This window comes from Brevibacillus parabrevis, from assembly GCF_003710905.1.
GTDB lineage: Bacteria > Bacillota > Bacilli > Brevibacillales > Brevibacillaceae > Brevibacillus > Brevibacillus parabrevis.
Genome location: NZ_RHHV01000005.1, coordinates 206,025 through 231,345 on the forward strand (window position 1 = coordinate 206,025; position 25,321 = coordinate 231,345).

The 25,321-nt window shown below is 51.3% G+C and carries 22 protein-coding genes; 13 read left to right on the forward strand and 9 right to left on the reverse strand.

All coding sequences use genetic code 11. The features are described from left to right. Positions 1-3: 3 nt before the first annotated feature. From EDM60_RS04345 to EDM60_RS04360, 4 genes are all read left to right on the forward strand, one after another. Positions 4-540 carry an HXXEE domain-containing protein gene (locus tag EDM60_RS04345; protein WP_122962847.1) on the forward strand — a complete coding sequence of 179 codons (537 nt, stop codon included), beginning with the start codon at positions 4-6 and terminating at the stop codon, positions 538-540. 72 nt (positions 541-612) lie between these two features. Then, positions 613-1,911, forward strand: coding sequence for a helix-turn-helix domain-containing protein (locus tag EDM60_RS04350; protein ID WP_122962848.1), 1,299 nt, complete (start codon positions 613-615; stop codon positions 1,909-1,911). A 130-nt stretch (positions 1,912-2,041) separates the two neighbouring features. Next, on the forward strand, positions 2,042-3,271 hold the full coding sequence (locus EDM60_RS04355; RefSeq protein ID WP_122962849.1) for a Zn-dependent hydrolase: 1,230 nt from the start codon (positions 2,042-2,044) through the stop codon (positions 3,269-3,271). 58 nt (positions 3,272-3,329) lie between these two features. Continuing rightward, positions 3,330-4,514, forward strand: a complete 1,185-nt coding sequence (locus EDM60_RS04360; RefSeq protein WP_122962850.1) for a M20 family metallopeptidase — start codon at positions 3,330-3,332, stop codon at positions 4,512-4,514. A 79-nt stretch (positions 4,515-4,593) separates the two neighbouring features. Here EDM60_RS04360 and EDM60_RS04365 read toward each other — a convergent pair whose 3' ends face one another. From EDM60_RS04365 to EDM60_RS04385, 5 genes are read right to left on the reverse strand one after another with little or no spacing between them, the layout of a single operon-like run. Continuing rightward, positions 4,594-5,064 (reverse strand): DinB family protein, encoded by a 471-nt coding sequence (locus EDM60_RS04365; protein ID WP_122962851.1) that lies wholly within the window; start codon positions 5,062-5,064, stop codon positions 4,594-4,596. Positions 5,065-5,092: 28 nt separating this feature from the next. Next, entirely contained in the window at positions 5,093-5,599 is a 507-nt protein-coding gene (locus EDM60_RS04370) for a HugZ family pyridoxamine 5'-phosphate oxidase (RefSeq protein WP_122962852.1), read from the reverse strand. Between the two features lie 25 nt (positions 5,600-5,624). Then, on the reverse strand, positions 5,625-6,404 hold the full coding sequence (locus tag EDM60_RS04375) for an ABC transporter ATP-binding protein (RefSeq protein ID WP_122962853.1): 780 nt from the start codon (positions 6,402-6,404) through the stop codon (positions 5,625-5,627). A 1-nt stretch (position 6,405) separates the two neighbouring features. Continuing rightward, complete coding sequence (locus tag EDM60_RS04380; RefSeq protein ID WP_122962854.1) at positions 6,406-7,401, reverse strand: FecCD family ABC transporter permease; 996 nt, start codon at positions 7,399-7,401, stop codon at positions 6,406-6,408. Positions 7,402-7,420: 19 nt separating this feature from the next. Then, a complete protein-coding gene (locus EDM60_RS04385) occupies positions 7,421-8,428 on the reverse strand; it encodes a helical backbone metal receptor (RefSeq protein WP_122962855.1) in 1,008 nt (335 codons plus the stop codon). A gap of 246 nt (positions 8,429-8,674) precedes the next feature. Here EDM60_RS04385 and EDM60_RS04390 point away from each other — a divergent pair, with 246 nt between their 5' ends. From EDM60_RS04390 to EDM60_RS04415, 6 genes are all read left to right on the forward strand, one after another. Then, positions 8,675-9,364 carry an ABC transporter ATP-binding protein gene (locus EDM60_RS04390; protein ID WP_122962856.1) on the forward strand — a complete coding sequence of 230 codons (690 nt, stop codon included), beginning with the start codon at positions 8,675-8,677 and terminating at the stop codon, positions 9,362-9,364. Positions 9,365-9,368: 4 nt separating this feature from the next. Then, entirely contained in the window at positions 9,369-10,505 is a 1,137-nt protein-coding gene (locus EDM60_RS04395) for an efflux RND transporter periplasmic adaptor subunit (RefSeq protein ID WP_233454048.1), read from the forward strand. Positions 10,506-10,523: 18 nt separating this feature from the next. Beyond that, on the forward strand, positions 10,524-13,400 hold the full coding sequence (locus EDM60_RS04400) for an ABC transporter permease (RefSeq protein ID WP_233454052.1): 2,877 nt from the start codon (positions 10,524-10,526) through the stop codon (positions 13,398-13,400). 4 nt (positions 13,401-13,404) lie between these two features. Next, positions 13,405-14,268 (forward strand): ABC transporter ATP-binding protein, encoded by an 864-nt coding sequence (locus EDM60_RS04405; RefSeq protein WP_122962859.1) that lies wholly within the window; start codon positions 13,405-13,407, stop codon positions 14,266-14,268. Between the two features lie 160 nt (positions 14,269-14,428). Continuing rightward, entirely contained in the window at positions 14,429-19,222 is a 4,794-nt protein-coding gene (locus EDM60_RS04410) for a polymorphic toxin-type HINT domain-containing protein (RefSeq protein WP_122962860.1), read from the forward strand. Between the two features lie 11 nt (positions 19,223-19,233). Next, the gene (locus tag EDM60_RS04415; RefSeq protein WP_122962861.1) at positions 19,234-19,605 is read left to right on the forward strand and encodes a hypothetical protein; all 372 of its coding nucleotides are present in this window, start codon (positions 19,234-19,236) and stop codon (positions 19,603-19,605) included. Positions 19,606-19,924: 319 nt separating this feature from the next. Here EDM60_RS04415 and EDM60_RS04420 read toward each other — a convergent pair whose 3' ends face one another. Both EDM60_RS04420 and EDM60_RS04425 read right to left on the reverse strand, forming a co-directional pair. Continuing rightward, the gene (locus tag EDM60_RS04420) at positions 19,925-20,500 is read right to left on the reverse strand and encodes a hypothetical protein (protein ID WP_122962862.1); all 576 of its coding nucleotides are present in this window, start codon (positions 20,498-20,500) and stop codon (positions 19,925-19,927) included. 600 nt (positions 20,501-21,100) lie between these two features. Further along, positions 21,101-21,697, reverse strand: a complete 597-nt coding sequence (locus tag EDM60_RS04425; protein ID WP_122962863.1) for a MerR family transcriptional regulator — start codon at positions 21,695-21,697, stop codon at positions 21,101-21,103. Positions 21,698-21,987: 290 nt separating this feature from the next. On the opposite strand from EDM60_RS04425, the gene EDM60_RS04430 reads away from it, so the two are divergent. Then, complete coding sequence (locus EDM60_RS04430) at positions 21,988-22,182, forward strand: hypothetical protein (protein ID WP_122962864.1); 195 nt, start codon at positions 21,988-21,990, stop codon at positions 22,180-22,182. 167 nt (positions 22,183-22,349) lie between these two features. Then, the gene (locus tag EDM60_RS04435) at positions 22,350-23,045 is read left to right on the forward strand and encodes a metal-dependent hydrolase (protein WP_122962865.1); all 696 of its coding nucleotides are present in this window, start codon (positions 22,350-22,352) and stop codon (positions 23,043-23,045) included. A gap of 82 nt (positions 23,046-23,127) precedes the next feature. On the opposite strand, the gene EDM60_RS04440 is transcribed toward EDM60_RS04435, so the two are convergent. Then, positions 23,128-23,352: a hypothetical protein gene (locus EDM60_RS04440; protein WP_122962866.1), complete on the reverse strand. Its 225-nt coding sequence runs from the start codon at positions 23,350-23,352 to the stop codon at positions 23,128-23,130. A gap of 158 nt (positions 23,353-23,510) precedes the next feature. Between EDM60_RS04440 and EDM60_RS04445 the strand changes: the two genes are divergently transcribed. Beyond that, the gene (locus EDM60_RS04445; RefSeq protein ID WP_122962867.1) at positions 23,511-23,969 is read left to right on the forward strand and encodes a TspO/MBR family protein; all 459 of its coding nucleotides are present in this window, start codon (positions 23,511-23,513) and stop codon (positions 23,967-23,969) included. Positions 23,970-23,988: 19 nt separating this feature from the next. Here the strand turns inward: EDM60_RS04445 and EDM60_RS04450 are convergent, their stop codons facing one another. Continuing rightward, a complete protein-coding gene (locus tag EDM60_RS04450) occupies positions 23,989-25,287 on the reverse strand; it encodes an amidohydrolase (RefSeq protein ID WP_122962868.1) in 1,299 nt (432 codons plus the stop codon). Between the last annotated feature and the right edge of the window lie 34 nt (positions 25,288-25,321).

A 25,321-nucleotide genomic window follows, 5' to 3' on the forward strand; every position in this document is an offset into this window, starting at 1 on the left:
CGCATGGGTGAGTTGACGCATCTCATTTGGCTGTTGCTGGTTGTGTTTGTCTTTCACGATCTGGAGGAAATCATCATGGTCGAAAGCTGGCTCCGGGTGAAGCGGGAGCAGATCATGCAAAAGGTTCCCCGCGGCCTGCAAAAATGGCTGGAGCCGTCTCTGTCCATGAGTACCGCGCAGTTTGCCGTGGCAGTCGCGTGCATTTTCGCTGTCCTCTCTGCTGCGGTCGTTCTTGCGGCTGCCACACTGCCACAGGGAACTTATTTGCCGTTGTTCCTGGTCTGCCTGCACGCCATGTTTCTGCATGTCTTCACCCATCTCGGGCATACGATTGCGCTGCGCACGTACACACCTGGCGTGGCAACTGCCGTGATTTTGGTTCTGCCCTACAGCGTGTACACGTATGTCCGCTTGTTCGAAGCGGGTCTGGTCACATGGTCGCTCGTCTGGAGCACGCTGCCTTACTGTTTGCTGGTCGTGCCCATTTTGTACGCGGCGCACCGGATCGGGCAGGCAGCAGGCAGTCTGGTCGCCCGTTAACGGAAGGCGGTGGCTGTTTGCCGGCGCAAATTTTTGCTATTCTAGGAAAAAAGCGTGAAAGAGGGACGAGTATTGAGGCTGCGACTAGGCGTGATCGGCGCGGATGATTCGCTTGCGATCATCGAATCGGCTGTGCAGGAGTTTCCCGAGATTGAATGCTTGCCGATTGTGTATTGGAGAGAAGAAGACATTCCGGATTTGCTGCTGCCGCACCTGGACGAGGTGGACATGTGGCTTTTTTCCGGCCAGGTTCCGCATGCGATGGCGAGCCAGACGGGAAAAATCCAGGTGCCGACAGCCTATGTGCCGCACATTGGCGCGAGCCTGTACCGAACGTTGCTGCATTTGTCCCACCAGCTCGGGATTCGCGTAGACGAGGTGAGCTTCGACACGTTCACTGCGGAAGAGCTTGGACACTTTTTGCAGGAAGCGGGCATAGCAGAAGGCTTTCGCTGGCTCAAACATTACGAGGGCGCGATTTTGGCCAGCGAGCTGGCGGATTTTCACGAAAAGCTATGGCAGGAAGGCAAGACGAAGGCAGCGGTCACTTGCCTGCGAACGGCTGAGCAGGAGCTTTTGCGCCGCGGTGTCCCGGTACATCGCGTCGTGCCGACAAAAGCGGGCGTGCTGTCTGTCATCCACATGCTTTTGCGCACGCACGAGATGCTCCACTTCAAGGATACGCAGATCGCGGTGCAGATGATGGAAATCGATCCGTTCCGCGAGCTTGCGGGCGGCAATTTTTCCACGGATGAATGGCAAAATGCCGAGATCAAGACGATGGAAAAGCTCTTGCGCTACGCCAAGTATTTGCAAGGCTCGCTGAAGACGGCCGGGCCGGGGCGCTACGTGATTTTTACCACGCGCGGAAAAGTGCAGGAGGTCACGTCTGACTACGCCACGATTCCCGATCTGGAGGAGCTGTTCGGGATTCGCCCCGATCTGGTCACGTGCGGCATCGGCATCGGCAAAACGGCTTACGAAGCGGAAATTCACGGCGGCACGGCACTGCTTCACGCCAAGGAGCGGGGAGCTGGCAACTGGATGGTGTTTTTGGACGACAAAAGCGTCCTTGGGCCACTGGGACGGGAGGAGCAGATCGCCTATCGCTACGACTCGGAAAAGCTGCAGGAACTGAGCCAGTTGACGTCGTTAAGCGTCATGACTTTGTCCAAGCTGGAGTCGATTTTGAAAAAGCGGGGCAAGCAAGAGATCAACGCGCATGAGTTGGCTTCGCATATGCAAATTTTGCCGCGCAGCGCCCGCCGGATATTGATCGAGCTGGAGTCGAAAGGCATCGCGCAAGTCGTCGGCGAGGAGAGTCCGAATCCGCGCGGCCGTCCGCGCAAAGTGTACCGGATTTCCTTGTGATAAGTGCGTTATTTGGGAGGCGTGGCGACACGCTTTTTTCTTTTCAAAATAGACAGACTATTATACAATTAGGGACATAGCCGTAAATCAACCGTTAATAAGCGGTTGGATAAGGGAGGAGTCACTCGTCATGATCAATGCGGATCGGTTGTGGGATCGGCTGGGGCAGTTGGGCAAGATTGGCGCCCAGGAAGCTGGAGGGATAACGCGGCTGTCGTTTACCCCCGAGGAGCGTGCGGCAAAAGATCTCGTAGCTTCCTTCATGAAGGAAGCAGGGCTTGACGTTCGCGAGGATGAAGTAGGCAATCTGATTGGACGCAAAGAAGGGAAAAATCCTTCGGCACCTGTTGTTTTGGTTGGCTCGCATATCGACTCCGTGCCGAATGGCGGAGATTTTGACGGGCCTCTTGGCGTTTTGGCAGGCGTGGAAATTTTGCAGACGATGAATGAGCAGGGAATTGAGACGGAGCACCCGATTGAGGTGCTTGCTTTGACGGACGAGGAAGGAACGCGGTTTGGCTACGGGATGATCGGAAGCCGGGCGATTGCCGGACTGATCAAAAGAAGCGAGCTGGAGCAGGCAGACAAGGACGGAATCACCATAGCCGAGGCGATGCGCCAGGTCGGGCTTGATCCTGACCAGACGGGCCTTGCCGCACGCGCGCCTGGCAGCGTCAAGGCGTATGTGGAGATGCATATCGAACAGGGCAAAGTGCTGGAAAGCCGCGGTTTGTCCGTCGGAATCGTCACAGGTGTAGCGGGGCCGCTCTGGATGAAATTCATTTTGGAAGGCGAGGCAGGGCATGCCGGAGCTACCCCGATGAATTTGCGCCGTGATCCGCTGGCAGCGGCCGCACGCGTGATGCTCGCCATCGAAGACGAAGCCGCCCGGACGAGAACCAGCGTCGGGACAGTCGGACAAATCCAGGCGTTTCCTGGCGGGGTCAACGTGATTCCGGGCCGGGTAGAGTTCGCGCTCGACCTGCGCGATGTGGACGAGTTGATTCGCGATGACGTGGAACGGCGCATTTGCGATCGGGCCAAGGCGATTTGCGCAGAGCGCAACGTGACGCTGAAAGTGGAGTTGTTGCAGCGGATCGCGCCAGCGGTATGCTCGGACAGCATTCAGGAGGCTGCGGCGGACGGCTGTGCAGCGGAAGGCTTGGAAGTGTTTCGACTCCCTAGCGGAGCGGGGCACGACTGCATGCAGCTGGTCGATTTGTGTCCGGTCGGGATGATTTTCATCCGCTCCAAAGACGGCATCAGCCACAATCCGGCGGAATACTCGACTATGGAGGATTGCGCGGACGGCGCGAAGGTGTTGTACCGAACCGTTTTGACTTTGGCAAAGCAAATATAGAGAGCAGGCAGGCGGACAGGCGCTCCAAAGCCGTTCGCCGGGCGAGGAGGAGACAACGATGACAGCGACAGTGACAGATTTGAACCAGGCGGCCGGAGCGGTCAAAGAGCAAGTCATAGCGTGGAGACGCTACTTGCACGAGCATCCCGAGCTGTCCTTCCACGAAGAGAAGACAGCGCAATTCGTCTATGAGACGCTTTTGTCTTTTGGCAACCTGGAAGTGAGCAGACCGACGAAAAACAGTGTGATGGCGCGGCTTATCGGCTCCGAGCCGGGAAAAGTGCTGGCGATGCGCGCGGACATGGACGCGCTCCCGATCACGGAAGAAAACAGCTTTGAATTTGTCTCGAAAAATCCGGGCGTGATGCACGCTTGCGGGCACGACGGACATACCTCGATGCTGCTTGGTACTGCGAAAATTTTGTCCGGCATGAAAGAGCAGATCAAGGGCGAAGTGCGCTTTTTGTTCCAGCACGCCGAAGAAGTGTTTCCAGGCGGTGCGGAGGAGATGGTGCAGGCAGGTGTAATGGATGGCGTGGATATCGTCATCGGGACGCACCTGTGGGCGACGATGGAGTTCGGGACAGTCGGCATTTGCCCGGGACCAATGATGGCAGCGCCTGACACGTTCTGGATCACTGTGGTGGGAAAAGGCGGCCATGCCGCGCTTCCGCATGAAACTATCGACAGCATCGCCGTTGCGGCACAGGTCGTAACCAATTTGCAGCATATCGTCTCGCGCAATGCCGATCCGCTCGACAACCTGGTGCTGTCCGTCACACAGTTTGTCGGCGGGACTACTCACAACGTCATTCCTGGCTCGGTGGAAATTTGCGGGACGGTGCGCAGCTTTGACCAAACGTTGCGGGAGTCCATTCCCGGCCTGATGGAGCGGGTGATCAAAGGGATTACCGAAGCACACGGCGCGAGCTATCAGTTCAAGTACGAGTTCGGCTACCGTCCGGTAATCAACGATGCGGAAGTGACGCGTCTGATGGAAGAGGTCGTCGTGGAAGCGCTGGGCGAAGAGTGGGTCGAGCATATGCGTCCGACGATGGGTGGCGAAGACTTTTCCGCCTTCCAGCAAAAAGCTCCGGGCTGCTTCTTCTATGTCGCGGCCGGAAACAAGGAAAAGGGGATCACTTACCCGCACCATCATCCGCGCTTTACCATCGACGAGGATGCGCTGGAAATCGGCGTGAAAATGTTTTTGAACGCAGCCAGAAAAATCGTCATGTCCTGACGCAATTGCCAATGAAAAAATCGCCCTTTCGTCCGCTGGATCGTGACGAGGGGCGATCTTTTTTGTGTAGAGCGGCGCTTTAATGCGTGCGCTCTTTTTCTTTTGCATGGAACGCTCGTTGAATTTGCGAGATTTGTCCGGCGTGGATGCCTGTGTGGTACATGAGGCGTCCCAATGCTTCGAGCGGGGTCGACGTACCGAGCGGCGTCGTCACAGGCGTCGTCCACGCTTCTTCCGACATGTTCTGCATTCCGGCAAGCAGATGATCGTTGGAGGCTGTCATGAAATCGGCAAGCTCGCGCATGTTGGTAAATTCTTTTCCCTCGACAGGCCCGTTTTTCGTCAAAAGCTGAACGTCTGCCGGGATGCTTTGCCCGAAATACCAGTCGGCAAACATGTATTCCACCTCGGCGTTATGTCTGAGCATATAGCCGATGGATGCCGCGCCCATGCGGAGCTTCAAATCTTCTTCCGGCATGCTTTTGGCTGTTTTGTGGAATCTCTCCTGGATGGTGAGCCACAGTGTCAATGCAGTTGAATATGTAGTCATGAAAGTGCCCTCCTGTTGGCGTGAATGTCTATTTGGCTGATTGGGAATGGCCGTCCCGGTTGACGTGCACGAATTTGTCCGCGGCCAGGTCGATGTCGTACGCCTGACCAAATCCGGCAACGTAGCGGCCTTCCGATGGCTCAAGCTCGAACAGGGAGAAGTCGAGGCCGCGCAGCATATCCATCATGCTTTTGCCGAAGCGCTGTTCGAACTGGGCGAATATCTCATCATGTCCGGTGTTGCCGATGTTGCGGGCTGTGCAGACGAAGCGGGCGCGCTGGCGGGCAAACAGATTCGCCGTCTTGGATTCGTCTTCAATCAGCATCGCATCGACTCCCGGCTGTTCTTCCAGGTAACGGTAGTGATTGGCGATTTTGCTGATGTAAATATAAAAATTTCCGTTGTGCTTGACGAACGGGGCATAGGAGATAAACGGCGTTCCATGCTCGTCGATTGTGCTGAGCATGAGTGTTTTCATACCGGCAGCAAACGTCTGGTACTGAACCTTCATCGCTTCTTTGTCCATTGCTTTCATACGAGCATCCCTCGCTTTTCGTAAATTATTGTGCTTTTTTCAGGACGTGGATACGCGGGCTTTTGCTGTCTGGCGTATATTGAATTTCCGTGTCGACGCCGTAGACGCTGCGAATCAGCTCCATCGTAAAGACATCCTGGGGCTTGCCGAATACGCGAATGTCCCCGTCCTTGATGACGCAAATCTTGTCGCTGTAAGTGCTGGCGTGGTTCAGATCGTGCAGCACCATCACAACCGTGAGCTGTAATTCCTTATTCAGCTTTGCTACCAGCTCCAGCACGTCCAGCTGGTGGGCGATGTCCAAATACGTTGTCGGTTCATCGAGCAAGAGAAGCTTCGGTTTCTGGGCCAAGGCCATGGCAATCCAGGCTCGTTGGGCTTCCCCGCCGGACAGGGAAGCCAGATAGCGCTTCCGGTAGCTGTCCATGCCTGTTTGTTGCAAGGCCCAGTCGACGATTTCAAAATCGTTTGCATCGAGTCGTTCATACCACTTTTTGTGCGGAACACGACCATATCCGACGAGTTCCTCGACGGTGACATCCGAGGGACAGGAGTTGGATTGGCACAGCATGCACATGACGCGGGACAGCTGCTTCATGCTCATGCTGTCCGCCAGTTGGCCCGCGATGCGCACGCAGCCGCTCTCGCAAGGAATCAGGCGTGAGATCGCTTTGAGCACGGTCGATTTGCCTGAGCCGTTTGGTCCGATGATCGAAACGATTTCCCCTTCCTCGATCGTCAGGGAAAAATCGTTGACGATTCGTTTGCTCCCGTAATTTATATTCAACGACTGTACATGTAGCACTTCACTGTCCTCCTTTTCGCATCAGGTAAAGGAAGTAGGGGCCGCCGACAATCGCCATGACGATCCCTGCCGGAATTTCGAGCGGTGCAAAAAGCGTCCGTCCCAGCGTATCCGCTACGAGCAGGACGAGAGAGCCGAGGACAAGTCCGAAAGGCAGGTTCATCCGGTAATCGGAGCCCATCAGCATGCGCGCCATATGCGGGACGATCAGCCCGACAAAACCGACCAGTCCCACGGTCGATACGGAGATGGCAGCGAGGTAGACGGCGATCAGGGACAAGGTGAAGCGGAGCCGATTCAAGTTTTGCCCGAGATTGTGCGCGACCTGCTCGCCCAGGCGCAAAATGTTGGCGGAGCGAATGCATAACAGAGCGGCGATCCACCCGGCGACCGAGTAGGGGAGGATCGTCAGCACATCGCTCATGCTTTTCCCGGACAGGCTCCCGTTCATCCATTGCAGAGCCGCTGGCAGCTTGTCGCTGTACAAAATGGACAACAGGCCGATGACGCCGCCAAATACGGCATTGACGGCGACACCAGACAGGATGATGCGCACAGGAGTGAAGCCCCCCTGCTTTTTCCAAGCCCATATGTAAACCATCAAGGCAGCGACCCCGCCTCCAAGGATGGCAAAAAGCGGGATAAGAGCGGAATAGCCGGGCACCACCAGCATAATGAACAAAACCGTGACGGCTGCACCGCTGGACACTCCGGTCAGCCCGGGATCAGCCAGCGGGTTTTGCATGACAGCCTGCAACAGCGCTCCGGATGCGGCGAGATTGGCGCCAATCAAGAGCGCAAGGAAAACGCGGGGAATCCGAATGTCCCACAGGATGGTATGGTTGGCTTCAGTCCCTTGCCCCAGTACCGTTGTCATTGTTTCCCACAGCGATAGCTGCACACTCCCGAGCCCGACAGAGAGCAGCGTAGCCAGCAGAAGCAGCAGGCAGGCGATTCCCAACACGACTGTTTTTTTGTTTGAGTGGTTCTGGCTCACGGCAAAAGCTCCTTATTGCTTACTTGTACAGGATGTCCGCAAGCTGCTGATAGGCCGCAGGGGCGTTGACGAGAGAAGCCGTGCCGAACGTACTGAAATCAAGCGACTGCATTTTGCCATTTTTGAAGGCGTTCATTTTTTCCCAGGCGCCGTTCTTTTTCACATCTTCTTCGAATTTTTTCGCTACAGCATTCGGATCGCCGTGAGCTACAAGCAAGATGGCATCCGGATTGGCCGCGATGATGCTCTCCATGTTCAAAGGAGCGTAGGTTTGCGTTTGCTTGAGTGTATCGGCAGCTACGTTGACAGCCCCCAGGTTGCGGGCAATGCTTCCGGCGAACGTGTTTTCATTCATGACCATGAGCGCTTCAGCCGAGCCGAACAAAAACAGCACTTTGGGAGCCGGTTTGCCCTTCGTCGCCTCGATGGCGGTTTTTTCCTGTTCCGCGATTTTGCCGAGCAGTTGTTCTGCTTTCGCTTCCTGTTTGAAAAGGCGTCCGAGCACGACTGTGGACAGCTTCAGCTCATCGAGGGAATCGACGGGCAAATAAGCGGTTGGCGTGCCCGCAGGCTTCAATTTTTTGTCGACACTGTCCTTGATGGAGCTGGGGCCGAGGACGATTTCCGGCTGGAGCTTGGCGATTTGCTCCAGGTCAGGCTGGTGCGACGTCCCGATCCGGGGCACGCTGTCCAGAGCAGCAGGCAGCTTGCTGCTGGTCGTAGGCACTCCGATCGGGGCAATGCCTAGCTCGTTCATGATTTCGGTAATCGCGACGGAGATCGTTACGACTTTGGCAGGAGAGTGACCCTGAAATTGCGCCAGCAGCTCTGCTGCCTGTTTCTCGTCCACGCTGATTGCGGCAGCCGCTTTCTCTGGAGAGGACGAGGTTGTCTGTTGTTCTGTAGCTGGTTGTTGTGCGGTTGCGCTTGAATCCTTCGCCGGTTCGGCAGGTTGCGTGTTGCTGCACCCGACTGCACTTGTCAACAGCAACGCCATCATGCCCATTTTCCATCCTGCTTGCTTCACGATGTATAGCCTCCCGTTACTTGATAATGAGAATCAATATCTTTGTCTTTTGGGATGATTATATTAGAGAATGATTACTATTATCAATAAGAATTTTGAATAGGAATAGAACTGGAAACAAAAAGAAATAAAGTAACGGTTTATTTTATTTTATATTGCTTTATTGCATTTTCATGGAAAAGAAGTCATTATTTTCGTTACTATAATATTCTATCTATTTAAAAATTTATTTTCGGGGGTGTCATCGTGACTTTGATTGCAGAGACAAAAAGCGTAGAGCGCATATTTGGCCGAGGGGCCGCTGCCGTTCGAGCGCTGCAAGGTGTAGAAATGCACGTGGAAAAAGGAAGATTGCTAGTTTTAAAAGGAAGATCAGGGTCAGGCAAGACGACTCTTTTAAATCTGCTGGGCGGCCTTGATCGCCCGACGTCAGGCAGCGTTTATTTCGAGGGCCGTGAAATCGGCAAGCTTCCTGATCATGCGCGCACCAAAATCAGGAAAAAGCACATGGGCTTTATTTTTCAATCGTTTGGCTTGCTTCCACTCATGTCAGCGGCGGAAAACGTCGAGTTTGGGCTGCGCCTGTCCGGAGCGTCTGCTGCGACATGGAAGGAGCGTGTTGGTGAATCTCTTGACTTCGTGGGATTGTCCAAACGGGCACAGCATCGGCCGTTCGAGATGTCCGGAGGAGAACAGCAGCGATGTGCGATTGCCAGAGCGATTGCGAGCAGGCCGACACTGCTTTTGGCAGATGAGCCGACAGCCGAGCTAGACAGCAAAACAGGGCTGCAGATCAGCCGTTTGTTTCGCCGCTTGGTGGATGAAGGCGAAATGAGCATCGTCATGACCACACACGATCCTGGGGTAATGGAGGTGGCGGATGATGTCTATGAATTGGAGGACGGTCGCATCAAGACGGTACGCGGTTCGAGGTAAGCAGATGAAGTGGCTGTATGTATCGTTGGCCGTGATGTTGACAGGCTGTTCCCTGTTGCCAAAGGAAGAGGAAGCTTTGGCGCCGCCGCTGGTGGAGCCATCTCCGATTACGTACGAGGTTGCCGAAGTGACGCAAGGATCAATCGTGAAAAGCGTCAAAGGCAACAGTACGTTTACGACCGCGAATACGGTGGAGCTATCTTTTCCCGAGACAAAAGGACTGCGCCTGAAGTCGTTTGCTGCCCAAAGCGGGGAGCGGGTGAAAAAAGGGCAAGTGCTGGCTGAGCTGGATGCCGCCGATCTGGAGCGGGAGATCGAATCCGCCCGCTACGAGGTGGAAAAAGCCAAGCTGGAGCTGCTGGATGCCCAGCGCGACAATCATTACGAAGTGGAATCGGCCAAGCTGGATGCTCTGAAGGCGGAGATGAACGCCAAGGCGAGTGAGACGAAGCTGGCCAAGATCGAATGGGACAAGGCTCTTTTGGAGCTGGCAAAATTGCAGGACCCGCAAGAACGCAAGTACGCCGTGGAGCGGGCGAAGCTGAATGTGAAGCAAAAGCAAATGGAGCTGGACAATCTGCAAAAACGCTGGACGCAGACCAAGCTGGTGGCGCCTTTTGACGGAATCGTCATCTTTGTCAGCAACGAGCAAGTAGGCGATGAGGTGGACGCGCACCAAACGCTCGTCACTGTAGGCGATCCGAGCAAGCTGTACGTCATTTACACTGCTCCGGAGCGAGAGGCTCTGAAAGATGTCAAGGAAGGCATGAACGTCATTATCTCTGTTAACGGCGGAGATAAAATAGAGGGAACAGTCGTACAGACACCGCTTCACGTCCCGGGAAATTTGCCGGAAGATTTGAGCAATTTGTATCAGCGAAGCTTGCTCATCTCCCCGAAAACGTTTGCGCAGGGACTGGAAATCGGAACGGGAGTCAGCATTGAGGTTATCGTGGACAAAGCGGAGCAGACACTGATTATCCCGCGAAAAGCGCTGCATGAAATAGCGGGCAGAAATTACGTGCGCGTCTTGGACGGCAAGAGCAAGAAGGAAGTGGACGTGGAGATCGGGATCATGAACCAGACGGAGGTCGAAATTCGCAAAGGTCTTGTGGCAGGCCAACTGATTATTTTGGAATAGGGGGACAATGTCGTGGCGATGGTGCAGATGATCCTGCGAAAAATGATAAATAACCGCTGGCTTGTCGGCAGTTTGCTGATCGGGCTGATCGTCGCTGTAGGATTGGTTTCCAGCATTCCTGCCTTCACGTCAGGGGTTCTCCAGCGTTTGCTCACAAAGGAGCTGGAGGAATACCAAAACAAGGTGAAGCACTTCCCTGGCGGCCTGCTCGTCTCCGTCAATTTGAACAAACCAGTGGAGAATAGCGCAGCCCTTTTCGACAATATGGCCGTCCATTTGCAAAACGAGGTGATTGCTCCGCTGGGTGTGCCTGTACTCGAACATGTCACCGTTTTGCGGACAGTCCCTTTTGACGCTGTGCCATCCCGGCTGCAAGGAACAAAGGCTGCCAGCTCCGATAGTACGCCGCTCTATTCCTTGAGTGAGCTGGAAAAGCATATGACTCTGGTCGATGGGCGAATGCCGGCTGCAACGCAAGTAGATGGCGTGCTGGAAGCGCTTGTGACGGAAAAAGCTTTGCGGGATAGAAAAATGGTCCTGGGAAGTTTGTATGAGCTGACGACAGATAAGGCAAAAGGGCTTACGGTACGAGTCAAGCCAGTTGGCGTATTCAAGGAAAAAGAGGGAAACGATCCGTATTGGTTTGTCACCGCGTCCGAATACGAAAAAGGCTTTATTTTGGACGAGCAACTGTTGCGCAGCGCTTTTTTGCAGGAAAAGAATCTCGTTATATCTGCCCAGATGTACGTGGCCATGCAGTATCAGTCGTTTCGCATTCCCGATACGGAACAGTTGCTTTCTGTCGTAGCGGGGATGGAAGCGTATTTGAAGCAGCAAGGTTTGAAGGGGGCGGAGTACGGCATCCAGTTTCCAGCAGGCAGTATCGCGAAAAAATACGAGGAGCAGGCGAAGCAGTTCAATCTGATTCTTTGGTCGCTCTACATCCCGATTTTTCTGATGCTCGGCCTGTATCTGGTCATGGTTTCCGGCTTGATTGTGGAGAGGCAGCGCACAGAGATTGCAGTGCTCGGGAGCCGTGGAGCGAGTCGGCTGCAAATCTTTTTTATCTATTTAATGGAGATAGGCATTCTCGGATTGTGCGCTTTTCTGCTCGGGCCTTTTGTCGGGGTTCAGCTCAGCAAAATATTGGGCATTTCCAACGGGTTTCTCGAATTTGTCGATCGCAAAGGACTGGAGATCGCCGTAAACAGCGAGGTTTTTGCTTACGCGGCGTGGACGGTGCTTGCATGTATCGGGCTTTTGCTGTTGTCGGTGTTTTTCGCTACGAGACAAAATATAGTGACGCATAAGCAAAGTCTCGCGCGAATGAGTGGCTCGGCGGTCTGGCATCGGCTTTTCCTCGATGTACTGCTGCTTGCGATATCGTGGTATGGCTGGTATTCGCACCGACTCGCCGTGGAAAACGCCGCCAAAGTGACGGAAGGGGCTTCGGACATCTCCGTAGACTTCCTGCTCTTTTTTGTGCCTGTTCTGTTTTCGCTAGGCTTTGGCTTGCTCTGCCTCCGGCTGTACCCGTGGTTGCTGCGGTTGCTGTCGTGGGCGGGGCGCTCGGTCTTTCCGCTCTCGCTGCATACTACGCTGGTCCAGGTAGGCAGGTCGCCGCGCCAGTATCATTTTCTCATGCTCTTTGTGACGATTACCGTTGCAGTGGGGATGTACAGCGCAAGCACGGCGCGGACCATTAATCAAAATGCGGAAGAGCGAATCCGCTACGGAACAGGTGCCGACATCCGGCTGAAAACCGAGTGGGAGAGCGACAAGCCACCTGTCATGGTCTTTAGGCGGGGCAACAACGCAGAGGAAGGCGAGAGCGCGGAAAAAGAGCCTGTAGCGCCTCCTGTTCAGTATATCGAGCCGGATTTTCAAGTGTTCACCAGCTTGCCGGAAGTGGAGCATGCCGCGAAGGTATACGTAAATGGACTGGCCGAGGCCGCTTTTCAGGGAGATCCGGTGTCCGATGTTACCTTGATGGGGATCGATCCAAAAGAGTTCGGACAGACGGCCTGGATCAAGCCTGGTTTGCTGCCGCATCATTTTCATGAATATTTGAACTTGCTGGCAAAAGAACCGCGGGCGCTTTTGTTGTCCCGTTCGCTCGCCGACAAGCTGCACGTTGTGGAGGGGCAAACGATCCTGATGGGATGGGGCAATTCGCGCCGGGTTGAGATGGTTGTATATGCGATCGTCGACTACTGGCCGGGATGGAGTCCGGCGCCAGTCAAAAGCACGTATACAAGCAAAATGCAGGAACAGTACCTGGCTGTGGCCAACTTGCCTTTTGTCCAGGACAAGATTCGGCTGGAGCCTTATGAGGTCTGGATCAAAATGAAGGCTGGGGCATCCTCCGAGTCGCTCTACAAAAGTTTGGCCCAAGGCGGGGTCAAGCTCGCCATGCTGGACAATGCCAGGCAGCAGCTGATCACGGTGAAAAACAACGCCTTTTACCTCGGACTGAACGGCTCGCTGACGCTCGGATTTTTGCTGTCGATGCTCGTTACTTTTATCGGGTACGTGATGTATTGGGTACTGACACTGGGAGCAAGGAAATTGCAATACGGCGTGTTCCGCGCGATGGGCATGCCGTTCAGGCAGCTTTTGTCCATCCTGGCCTGGGAGCAGCTGTTGACGTTCGGCTTTGCTTTTGCGATCGGAATGGCGGCAGGCAAGCTGTCCAACATCCTGTTTTTGCCGGCACTGCGTCTCTACTTGCATGCAGACAAGCAAGTGCCGCCCTTTACCGTCGTCTCGATGCCGCAAGATGAGCAAGTGATCTATACGTTTATTGCGGTGACGCTTGCGATCGGAATCGGCATTGTAGGGTTTTTGCTGTCGCGCATGCAGATTCACCAGGCCGTCAAGCTGGGGGAGGACTAAGCAGATGATTGTGTGCGAAAACTTGGTTAAAATCTACAAGGCTAACGATCTGGAAGTAGTGGCGCTGCAAGGATTGGATCTGCGTGTGGAGAACGGAGAATTGATGGGAATCATCGGAAATAGCGGGAGCGGAAAGTCAACGCTTCTGAACATGCTGGGGGGACTGGATCGTCCCTCGGCCGGAAAGCTGTCGGTCGCGGGAGCGGATTTGTTTCGGTTGACGCCGAGGGAATTGGTGCAATATCGTTTGCAGACGGTCGGCTTTGTCTGGCAAAACAACGCGCGCAACCTGATCCCGTATCTCTCGGCTTTGCAAAATGTAGAGATGCCGATGCTGCTTCGCGGCATGCGAAAACGCGAGCGGGCGCACGAACTGCTGGAACTGGTCGGGCTGGGCCATCGCAAAAAGAACAAGCTGAGCGAGCTGTCCGGTGGCGAGCAGCAGCGAGTGGCGATCGCCATTGCTTTGGCAAACAACCCAAAGCTGCTGTTGGCTGACGAGCCGACGGGAAGCGTAGACACCCGCACAGCGGCGATCATTCTCGACTTGTTTCAGGAGCTGAACCGTTCGTTCGGTCTTACCGTCGTGATCGTGACGCATGACCTGGAGCTTGCGCGCAAGGTGGATCGCGTCGTAGCGATCCGGGACGGAAAGACGTCCAGCGAGCTGTTGCGGCGAAAAGGAACAGAAGAGGACAGCGGCGATTCAGCGGGAGAAGAGGCGGATTCCCATGAAGAATGGGCAGTGCTTGACCAGGCTGGACGGTTGCAAATCCCGATGGAGTACCTCCAGGCGATCCAGGCAGACGGCAAGCTGCGGATCGAGTTGCAGGATGATCGAATCGTTCTCTTCCCGCCGCGGCGGTAAATTATGGTTTGGGGGCAGGGATTTGTTAGAAAACAGACACGTACATGTGACGTGTCTGTTTTTGATGTGAAAAGCTAATCATCTTGCACTCAGATTCATTAAGCGTATAATCAAGTTTGCATATCAATTAATTGGAAAAAGAGGAAGGGATGTGTAAGGTTTGGTTCACTTAAAGCGACTTTTATGCTGCTTTGTTATGTTTTGCCTATTGCTAGAACCAATCGGTATTTTTAGCCAGCCACTCATTTTTAACAATACGGCCTTGGCCCAGGAAGTTGTTTCATCCGTCGATGAAAGCAAGACGAATCCGGGCACTGCCCCTCCGGAAGAACCTGTCCAGACTGATACAGAAGAAGAGATTGCTGATGGCACGTCATCAGAAAAAACACCCGAAGCAGAGCCTGCTAATCTTGAAGAAGAAGCCCCGGTAAAAGGGGAGTTTGCACTAGCAGCAGCTTACGATGGATCCATCACCTTATCAAAGGGTGAGTCTTATAAATTCACGAACATCCATACGAATGCCACGTACATAAAATCTAACGCAACGAGTACAAATACGTACGATTACGCCATCTACCTGCCAGACGGATCCGGTTACGATTATGATACGGATTCAAAGTCTACTTCCAGGTCCGTTCGTGCCGGTGGGCACATGGTCGTTACAGTTACCTCGTCAAACCCCGTTACTTTCACTTTTACTACCAGTCAAGTCATCTCTGAAGCGAGCACTACTCCGGCATTAGTAAAAAAAGAAGTGTCGTCAGGAGAGAGTTTCTCGTTTGTAAATACCGGGGAGGTTAACAATTCCATCAAGGTGGAAGGTGTAACAAAAGAGTTTAGTTATCAAACGTATAAAGAAGATGGTACTTTATCAACCGAAGCCTATGATTATGCTTCCAGTACCGTAACGATACCCGCAGGCGGGAAAATCATCGCTACAGTGACAGCCGACGATCCCGTTACGTTTGCTGGATATTATGACTTTAACGACGAAGAACCTGTAAGCGATGCATTACTTTTCGTAACTTTGGAAGCAGGGGAATCCTATCTTTTTGAAAATCTTGATGATACGGCTACCCACGTCATTAAAACAAACGCTTCAAACTCGTCCAGTGCCAAGAAGACATACGATTCAGCCATATATAAAGCAGATGGTAGCGCTCATGCCCAGGATGCCGATGCAACGGTTACTTCCAAAACGATCCCTGCTGGCGGGAAAATGGTCGTTACTGCCACGTCAGCTATTCCCGTTACCTTTAAGGCTTTCACAAGCTACTTTAGTGGGAAAAGAAACGATCATCCGGCATTAATCAAAAAAACACTCAAAAAAGAGGAAACCATTCAACTATTCAATACGGCAACGGAAAGCACGACCGTTTTGGTAAACGGCTCCAGCAGCAGACGCTACAGTTACCAGTTGTTAAAAAGTGATGGATCTACTTATCAACAGTCCTATGACTCTGGAAATACCTCTCTCTCCATCCCTGCTGGTGGCAAGCTGATCGCAACTACAATCAGTGATACGCCTGTTACCTTTACCGGCTATTATGATATTTTGCAAGACCTTACTTCGGCGGATTCGATCATTACGAAAACGTTGGACAATGGTCAATCTTATATTTTCGTAAATACGTCAGGTTCTAACCAAAGCATAGATACAGATGGGACTTTAAATTCGTCCGGTAAAAGAACTTTTAACTATGCCATCTATAGCGGCAGCGGGGACCCGTTATACCAGGATATTGATTCAGGCGTATCTTCCAAAGTTGTCCCTGCAGGTGGAACGATTGTCGTTACCGCAACATCAGAGTTGCCTGTAACCTTCCGGGCATTCAGATCTTATTTTATCGGGCAAGATACATCGAGACCTGCTCTATTTACACAGAAGCTCAGCAAAGGAAGCAGTATCTCGGTAACGAACATCGGCAAGGCGAATGCAGACTTGCTCACCATGAGCAGTGGAGGCAAGTTTAGTTACCAGTTGATGGAAAACGGAACGGTTACCTCTGCTCATCATAATGCCACTGTTTCCTATCGAAACATCCCTGCGAATGCAACTATTCTTGCTACAGTCACATCAGAGGAGCCCGTTACTTTTAGCGGATACGAACAAATATTTCGGCCGGAATTGCAGAGTGCCTCCTCTATCATTCAAAAGACTTTGGAGAACACTCAATCGTATGAGTTTGTGAATCAAACCGATCAGCAACAAAGTGTAGATATCCGTACCAATGGAGCAAAGTCGTTTGATTTTGTGATCTTGAATCAGGATGGGTCTATCCGTTCACAAGATATGGATGCGACCATTTCTACCATGCAAGTTCCGCCGCGTGGCAAATTGATCATTACGAATCATTCCAATGATCCGCTCATGCTAGAAGCCTTCACCTCGGATTTTGTTGGCTTGGAAAGAACACAGCCTGCAATTATTAGAGAAACCGTTGTTCAAGGCCAGAACCTTGCATTTAAAAACAAATCTTTGCTGGAGAGCCAACTACTGAGATACGATGCGATCAATGTGGTGGAGAGATACGACTACGAAATCTACGATAGCGCGGGTTCCCTGGTTTCCAGCGAGTTAAACTCAGCGCTTACTTCGCTTCAAGTTCCGGCAGGTGGAGCGATTAAAGTAACCGTAACATCAGCAGCTCCGATCACTTTTTTTGGTTCCTACGATCATATTCAAATCGCAAATGACAGCGGCAATGAACCGCAGTTTGAGAACTTGAGTGTCGATGCATTTACGGATGTAAATAAAAATAATCGCACAGCAGCTTTCTTTAAAGTGACGCCGGACCATTCTGGTAAGCACCGGATCTTTTCGTCTCCGTATTTAAATAATGGACTTGAACAAGATACAAGACTGTATATTTATTCGGATGTAAATTTGCAGAATGAAGTGACAAGCAACGACGATCACGGTGGTCCTTTTGGCACCAAATTTTCAAAAGTCGAATGGGACGCAACAGCGAATACAACATACTACGTTAAACTTGAAACAACAGCATCTGCCTTGCAGTCTCGACTTACATTTGAAGAAGACTTGGACAGCACGAGAGAAACAGCCATTCCGGCTGAATGGGATGAAATTTATACGGACAAATTGTCTTCTCCCTATGACGTTGACTACTTTGTGCTCACGGCTGAAGAAATGGCTTACATGAACCTTTATGTGACAAATAACATGCTCATCTTGGAGGACTCACAAGGAACAGAGCTTAAAACCTTCCACGCGAATGAGGAAGACACGTTGTTTGTTACGGAAGTGGCTGGGACCTATTATGCAAAAGTAGTTTGGAATAAAAGCCAGACGCAAGCCCAATTAAAGTCTGGCATTTCGCTATTGTCCACCGAAATCGGTGGAAACTATCAGGCAGGCTTTCATGGTCCAAAACGAATTTCCAGTAATTTCGCAGTGGATACAACACCAGGTTTTGAAAAATCAGTAACTGTACAATGGAGATTTTCAAATCCGCATCCAAGCGTAACGATTCAGGTAATCAAGCAGGGAAGACCTGTCTATGAAGAAACCAGAACAAACCAACCAGCAGGATACCATACGTTTAGTTGGAATGGCATCTACACAAAAGGGAATCCCGGACAACGGGCTGAAAGTGGCGTCTACTTTGTTAAAGTCGTAGCTTCCGATGCACAACAATATCAAATTCTTGTGCCAATAAGCGTTGTGAATACGAACCCGAATGAAGAGCTTGATATCCAATATTTAATCTCTCGCTACAATAGCACCATTCCAAGCGCAACGATCCGTCAAGCACAAGAGAACCTACAGGCGATGCTGTTCTACGATGGCCCGATCACGGGTGCGTACAATGAAGACTTCTTGATGTCTGCCATTGCTTTTGAAGTGATTCTGAACAGAAGCGTGCATGTTTCTCTCAACGTAAACGTTGGCGGTGGAGAAGTGCTAGAAGAGAAAGGGGAGTTAACGAATCAGTTAGTTTATTACATCCATTCAGGAAGAGCGACTGGGCGGGATAAATATGGAAAGTTTGCTCAGTTTCTCTTTAATGGAGATATTGTTATATATGAGACTGGTGCAGCCGCGGTTCCTGTGCTTCGCTTGACCAAGAGTGGTGGAAAGCTAGTCAAGAAAGCGGGTAAGACCATTGATGATCTATTTGAATGCAACTGCTTTACAGCAGGCACAAAGATTTTAACAGACGCAGGGGAGAAAAATATCGAAGACATTGAAGTCGGAGATAAGGTTCTTTCCAAGAATGAAGAAACTGGTGAGCAGGCTTACAAGGTAGTTACGCATCTGTATCGAAATGATAAGGAGATCATCTATGAACTCACTGTAGGCGACCAAGTCATTGAGACAACCGATAACCATCCGTTTTGGGCAATAGGCAAAGGCTGGGTACTGGCGGCAGACTTGAAGGTGGGGGATAAGTTACAGCAGAGTAACGGGAATACCTTGACGATTGACAACATCAAGATTGTTAAGCATGATGAGCCAGTTGAGGTATATAATTTTACTGTTGCTGACTTCCATACCTACTTTGTAAGTGACTTGGGCATTTGGGTTCATAATATTGGATGGTGTGATATAGCTAAAAGTGTTTACAACATTATGACTACCTATGTAACAAAAATTAAAAAGCTATATCCCGATGCAAAAGTTGGTTATCGAGGGTCTCTTGCAACTGGCACCAAATATTCCACTGGGGGCCCTTTTGACCCGAATGATTTTGACGTAGATGCTTTCATCGTAAGTGATAAATTGGCTTCTCAGTTTGGCCCTAACGTTGTTTTCAGGGATGCGAGAAGGTTTAAGGAATTAGGTGCTATATGTGATGACTTGGAGAAGGTATTTAAAAAATCCTTTGATGGATATCGCACGGAACCTGGAAAACCATTTACATTTAGGGTTTGGACAGAGGCAGAGTTCGAACAAAAGGTTAAACCGTATGGATACAATTTATTTAAATAGGGAGGACATGAATGGATAAATTACCTTATCTCGTGGGCGATGTTACAATAAAATCGAACTTGGAAATAGAGGAAGTAGGAAACGTTATTTCTAAGGAAATATTAGGGGGATTAAAATTTGGAGGGAAGGAGAAGAGAATTTATGATGAGGTACCAGCATTATTCATCTCATCTCCATTATTAGGTCTGAGCGTGGTATTACAAGGGTATAAAGGATTTGGTGAAACAGAAGGTTATGTATTATCAATTTTGCCAAATGACAATATATGTGATGTTGAACGAGAGGAGTTTAAACTTGATTATTATTTAACCATGCTGCTTAAAAGTGTACTTAAAAATCATGACGAAATTGAAGTGTTGGATGTAGACATAAATAGATGTTAAAGAATAAGCAATGAACAAATAATTACAAGAGGGTGGTAGCTGAATAGTTGCCACCTTCTCTATCTCTCCTTCACACCCAGTGCCAAATGAATCGGGCGGCACACTCCGAAAGAACTTAACCCTCATCACCTCCGCATGATATTCCTCTAATATGCTTGTACGTACTTAAACGCTTGAATTTTTATGCTTTTGGGAAGATGATGGAAGGAAGTACAGATCCAAGTTACTATAAGCGTGCAAGTTCCGGTTCGGGTGCGGGGAGTTGTTGCAAGAAAAACAGACACGTGCATGTGACGTGTCTGTTTTTGCTGTGGCAAAACTATTCAATGGAAAGCTCTCTTGCTTCTATTACTGGAACAAGGGAAGAGCCGATGTTTTCGTATTTTTCGCCGTTCTTTTTGTATATATGGTTGGGAGTTGTCAGCTGATAAATTTCTTTCCCGTATAAATCTGAGTGGGTGCTTTTAAGAAAGAGTAAATATTCCCCTGCCTCCAATTTTATTTTTTCTTCTTCGACAAGAGGAAGAAATTTACCGCTTTTCTTTTGTTTCAATCCAACTGGAACGTAAAGCTCAATCATTTCGTCTTTTTTGAGAGCGTGACTGCTGTTGTTTTTGGCGGACTCTGCCACTTTGACTTCGTACACGCGTGAAATTTCATAAAGCCCTTTTTCGTCAGGCAGCTCTACTTCTACTTCCGTATATTGTTCGGGAACAAAGCCTGTCACAATCAGATCCGATTTCTTCATAAGCTTGTCTTTTTCTTTGTAGGCTGGGCTTAAAGCAGTGGTTTCCTGACGATCGCTTTTTTTGTATTCGTTCAGAGCGACAACAGAACCCACTCCCAGTAATACAGCTAACATACTTGAAAGTACCGTTATGGAAAGCTTTTTCATTTCTTTTCTCCACCTGTCTTTTGGTATCTGAATAGGTCGAGTTGTGGTCAAGCCCTGTTTAGTGGACATTGAAAAAAGTCCTGGGCAGCAAGCTGATGTCGGTACTCAACTGGCGTCAGCTTCTGAGTCCCTCCTGAGTGGTGCCAAACTGGCTTTAGAACATTATCAAATGTCTGCACAAGAGTGCCAAATAAATGACAAGGGATCGTCAGGTTTGACTCTTCGCAGGAGACAGATAAACAGTGGTTCATTGAAATCGTAAACGACTCGCATCAAGAAATTTCACCGGAGAGACAGCGAGGGCAAAGGGAAGGCTACCTGAATGGACGATGGAGCGGCAAGCTGTCTGCCAGAATCGAACTGGCGGAAGAGATGAAAAATACACCCAATGATCAGCAACGCGCCTGAAGCGCATGCGCAATCACCTATCATGACCAGCCCCACAACGTAACAGTTAACGTCCAAAACAAAAAACACTCTACCGCCCCTTACGCACCGAGGCGAGTCAGAGTGTTTTTGCATTTGCCTCACGAACAAATGAACGAAACCGCAGAACCTTCCCCCGCCAGCTTGCCAAGCAGCAGCTATCTACCATTACATTTAGTTCAGCCGAAACAGCTTATGCCAAATAGAAGTTTTCCGCTCGGCGTCCTGCATTTTTGCCAACTGTACCTTGGCGGCCATGATGTCGCTCATTGCTTTGGTCAGGTGGCGGTCGCGCTCCTTCAAGCTGGTGCGAATGTACGCTTCCTGCTTTTCCAGACGGGCGAGCAATGCCTGCTGGTTCTCGTCCTGTTGCTTCACGTGGAGCGCCAGTGCGTGCAGCTTTTCATCGATGGCTTCCAGTGCTTCCAGGGCGTCTTCATTTGCGGCAGGGTGAGTGACAGGAGCGAGGGCAACCGCGACAGCCGTTTCGTTTCGGGTCGTTTCCACCTGGGTTTGGCTGACGATCATTTGCGCCGCTTCTTCCTGGGGGATGAGCTGATCTTTGGTCAGCCGATAAAAGCGTTTCATGCAGGATACATCCAGCTGGCGATACTCGCGGCGGTTTTGGCTGTCCCGCAGGAACCAGTAGCCGTGCTGTTCTAAGAGCATGCTCCATTTGCGCAAGGTGCTCGCGCCAATTCCCAGCATCTCGGCGACTTCCCTGCCGCTGTAAGTCCGTTCTCTGGCAACAAGCTCAATGACGTCTCCCATGTTTACCCCTCCTGACGCAGAGTGCGTTCGTACGTTTTCTAACCCTTTTCTGTGCGCCAAAAGAGAAATCCTTTTGGAATCGTGCGACAAATTCCAGCAGCGTTCGAAACTCGTGCACGACTGTTTGTCCGGCTCTGCCAACTGGCGGAAAAACTTGTCTATCTGACGGGAAAAGCGGCAATCGGGACAAATGACGGACGGGTACAAGTACATTTTCTGTTTGTCTGTGCATCTGCTCAGTAGGGCTATGCCAAACGTACATAGGATGCTTACAGAAGGAGGGATTGACCATGGCATTCAGAGACCAGGTGAAACGATTCGAAGGGAAAAATGTAAAGGTTGAGACTGTGAATGGCAACTTTTTCGGCAAGCTGGTTGAAGTGAAATCCAGCACGATCATCCTGCGTGAACACGATAATAATCGCCGCACTATCATCCGTGATTCGAAAATCATTGCCGTTACAGAACACGACCACGATTGCTAAGCTTCCAAGGAAGTCTTGGCAAGAAAAAAGTTGTTCCTCAGGCTGTCGAGCAATCGGCGGCCTCTTCTCTTTTTGGGCAGCAACTGTTCAGGTGGATTTTATTCCCACCCCTGGACGTGGTAACATGATAGAGTACAAAACGATAATGAAAGAGGGCAGGGGATACCATGTTGGAAATCCGGTTTCACGGACACTCTTCCGTGCAGTTGACCAGTGAAGGTCATTCGATCATGATTGACCCGTTTATTTCGGGAAATCCGCTGGCAAAAACAAAGCTTGAAGACATCCACGTCCAGTACATCCTGCTGACGCACGGACATCAGGACCACATTCTCGATGCAGTGGAACTGGCAAAAGCGAACGATGCCACGATCGTTGCGACGCATGAGCTTGCTACATACCTTGGCTGGCAAGGAGTAAAAACGATTTCCATGAATTTGGGCGGATCGGTGACGCTGCCTTTTGGCAAAGTCAAAATGACACAGGCGTTCCACAGCTCGGGCGTGGTGCTCGATGACCAACAGCAAATCGTCTACATGGGCATGCCGGGCGGATTCGTATTCGAGCTGGGCGGCAAAACGATCTATCACGCGGGAGATACAGGCTTGTTCGGGGATATGAAGCTGATCGGCGATTCCCACGACATCGATCTGGCGTTTTTGCCGATCGGAGACGTGTTCACGATGGGGCCGGAGGATGCCGTGAAGGCTGCTGAGTGGATCGAAGCCGACTACGTTGTGCCGATTCATTATGACACCTTCCCGCCGATCAAGCAGGATGGAGACGCCTTTGTTGCGACATTGGCCGAAAAGGATATCAGAGGCAAAGCGCTCAAGCCGGGAGAGATTTTGCGTCTGCCGTAGCTTGAGCACTTGTTTTGCGATTGCAAAAAACCGCTCGTCTCGAAAAAGGGACAAGCGGTTTTTCTTGTTTTGCCAGGAGTTATCAGAAACCCCATTTTTGTAGCCGCATGTAGCCATAGACGCCGATCAGAGCAGCAATAGCCACGATCACTCGAAAAAGTTGTTCCGGGAAGGGCGAGACGCCAAATCTGTCTGCAAGCCCGATTTCACTGGCATCTGCTTGCCACATTACGGCTGTGACGAGCAGCACGACTGCACCAAATATGTAAAAATAGCCGATTAAGGTTACTCCGAGAGGTCTGTTCATTTGCTTGCCTCCTTTTATCAGGCAATACGCATTCTAAACTTGACGCTGAAAAAAGAGCAAGGGACTATCTTTGAAAATACGGCATGAAAATGGTAGCGACTCTCATAGACATAGAAACATAGGAAAGGCAGCTTGGCAAAAAGGAGAGGGTTGTCTGAATGAGTACGCTGCATCATGTTTTGCTATTTTTCACTGTCATTGTCCTTTATTCGCTGGCGAGCTTCGCCTTTCCAGTAGGTGGGGCTTGGTATGCTTCATTAGCCAAGCCTGACGGAACGCCACCCGACTATGTGCTGGGAACGGTTTGGTTTCTTTTGCATGCGCTCATCGCCGCTTCTGTCGTTCTTTCGGTTCGCCGCAGGCAAATGAACCGGGAGCTGCTTCTATTATATGGAATCAACTGGTTTTTTCATCAGTTGTTCCCGCTTCTGTTCTATGGCTTGCAGCTCCCGTTTCTTGCCGCTGTCGACACGCTCCTGATTTTGTACTCGACATGGGTCCTGATCAGAGCGATCCGTCCTCTGGACAAAATCGCTTCCTCGCTCTTGATTCCGTATTTGCAATGGAGCGTATTTGCCATCTACTTGGCTGTTTCGTTCTGTGTGCTGAATTTGTGAGCGCTGAGCGCTGCTTGGCTTACAGTCCTTCGACGAGTCGCTTGGCCCGCACAGCGGCTTCCCGCTGGATTTCTTCCCAGGAAATGAGCGTCAGTTCGCGGTTGCGCATCAGTATTTCCCCGTTGACGATGGTCGTATCGACATCTGCTCCGGTAGCGCTGTAAGCGATGAGCGAATGCAAGTCGTGGAGGGGAGAGAGATGCGGCTTGTTCGTATCGATCAGGATGAGATCAGCCCGCTTGCCGACCTCAAGTGTGCCCACTTCGTGATCGATGTGCAGCAGCTTGGCGCTTTCAATCGTCGCCATGCGCAAAACTTGCTCGGCAGGCAGGACAGTCGGATCGCCGTAGTGCAGCTTTTGCATCCATGATGCCGCCTTGATTTCGGCAAACATGTCGAGCGTTGTGGCGCTTCCTGCTCCGTCCGTACCCATTCCGACTGTGACACCTTGCGAGAGCAGTTCCGTCACAGGCGCGATGCCGCAGCCGAGCTTTAGGTTGCTGACGGGATTGTGCGCGACACCGCCGCGCATGCCGCGAAGCCGTCCGATGTCTTCCAGATCGAGATGGACAGCGTGGGCGAGCAGGACGTGATTGTCGTGGAACATCCCAAGCTCGTGCAAATACTCGGTAGGAGTCTGGTTGTATTTTTCGCGGACTTTGGCCACTTCTTCGCGCGTTTCCGCGAGGTGAATATGCAACGGGATTTGCCGGCTTCTGGCCAGGGCGGATACTTCTTGCAGCGGTTGCGGAGGGCACGTGTAAGGCGCGTGCGGCCCGAGCATGGTCGTGATTCGGCCGTCTGCTGCACCCGACCATTTATCAATCAAATCGAGGGCTTCTGTCATGCGGCGGCCGCCGTCATCTTGCAAAAAGACGAGCCCGCGAGTCAGGGAAGCTCTGATTCCGCTGTCCTGCACCGCTTCGGCGACAGCATCCATGTGCACGTACATGTCGGCAAAAGCAGTCGTGCCGGATGCGATCATCTCGGCAATGCCAAGCAACGTTCCCCAGTAGACGTCTTCTCGCGTCATGCGCGCCTCGGCAGGCAGCATTTTTTTGTCCAGCCAATCCATCAGCTTCAGGTCGTCGGAAAAAGCGCGCAACAGCGACATGCTGGCATGGTTGTGCGCGTTGATCAGCCCTGGCATGGCTATCCTATTTTTCGCCTCGATCACGGTGACGGTGCTTGCACTCGCCTCAATCGCTTCCGCCATTCGGACGATCCGGCCATTCTCGATCAAAATGTCTCCGATCCACGGCTTTTCCTTTTCCACCATCGTCATGATGTGGCAGCCTTTAATCAGCAATGTTTTCATTTCCGCTTCCTCCTTGGTATCTTGTTCGGTTGTT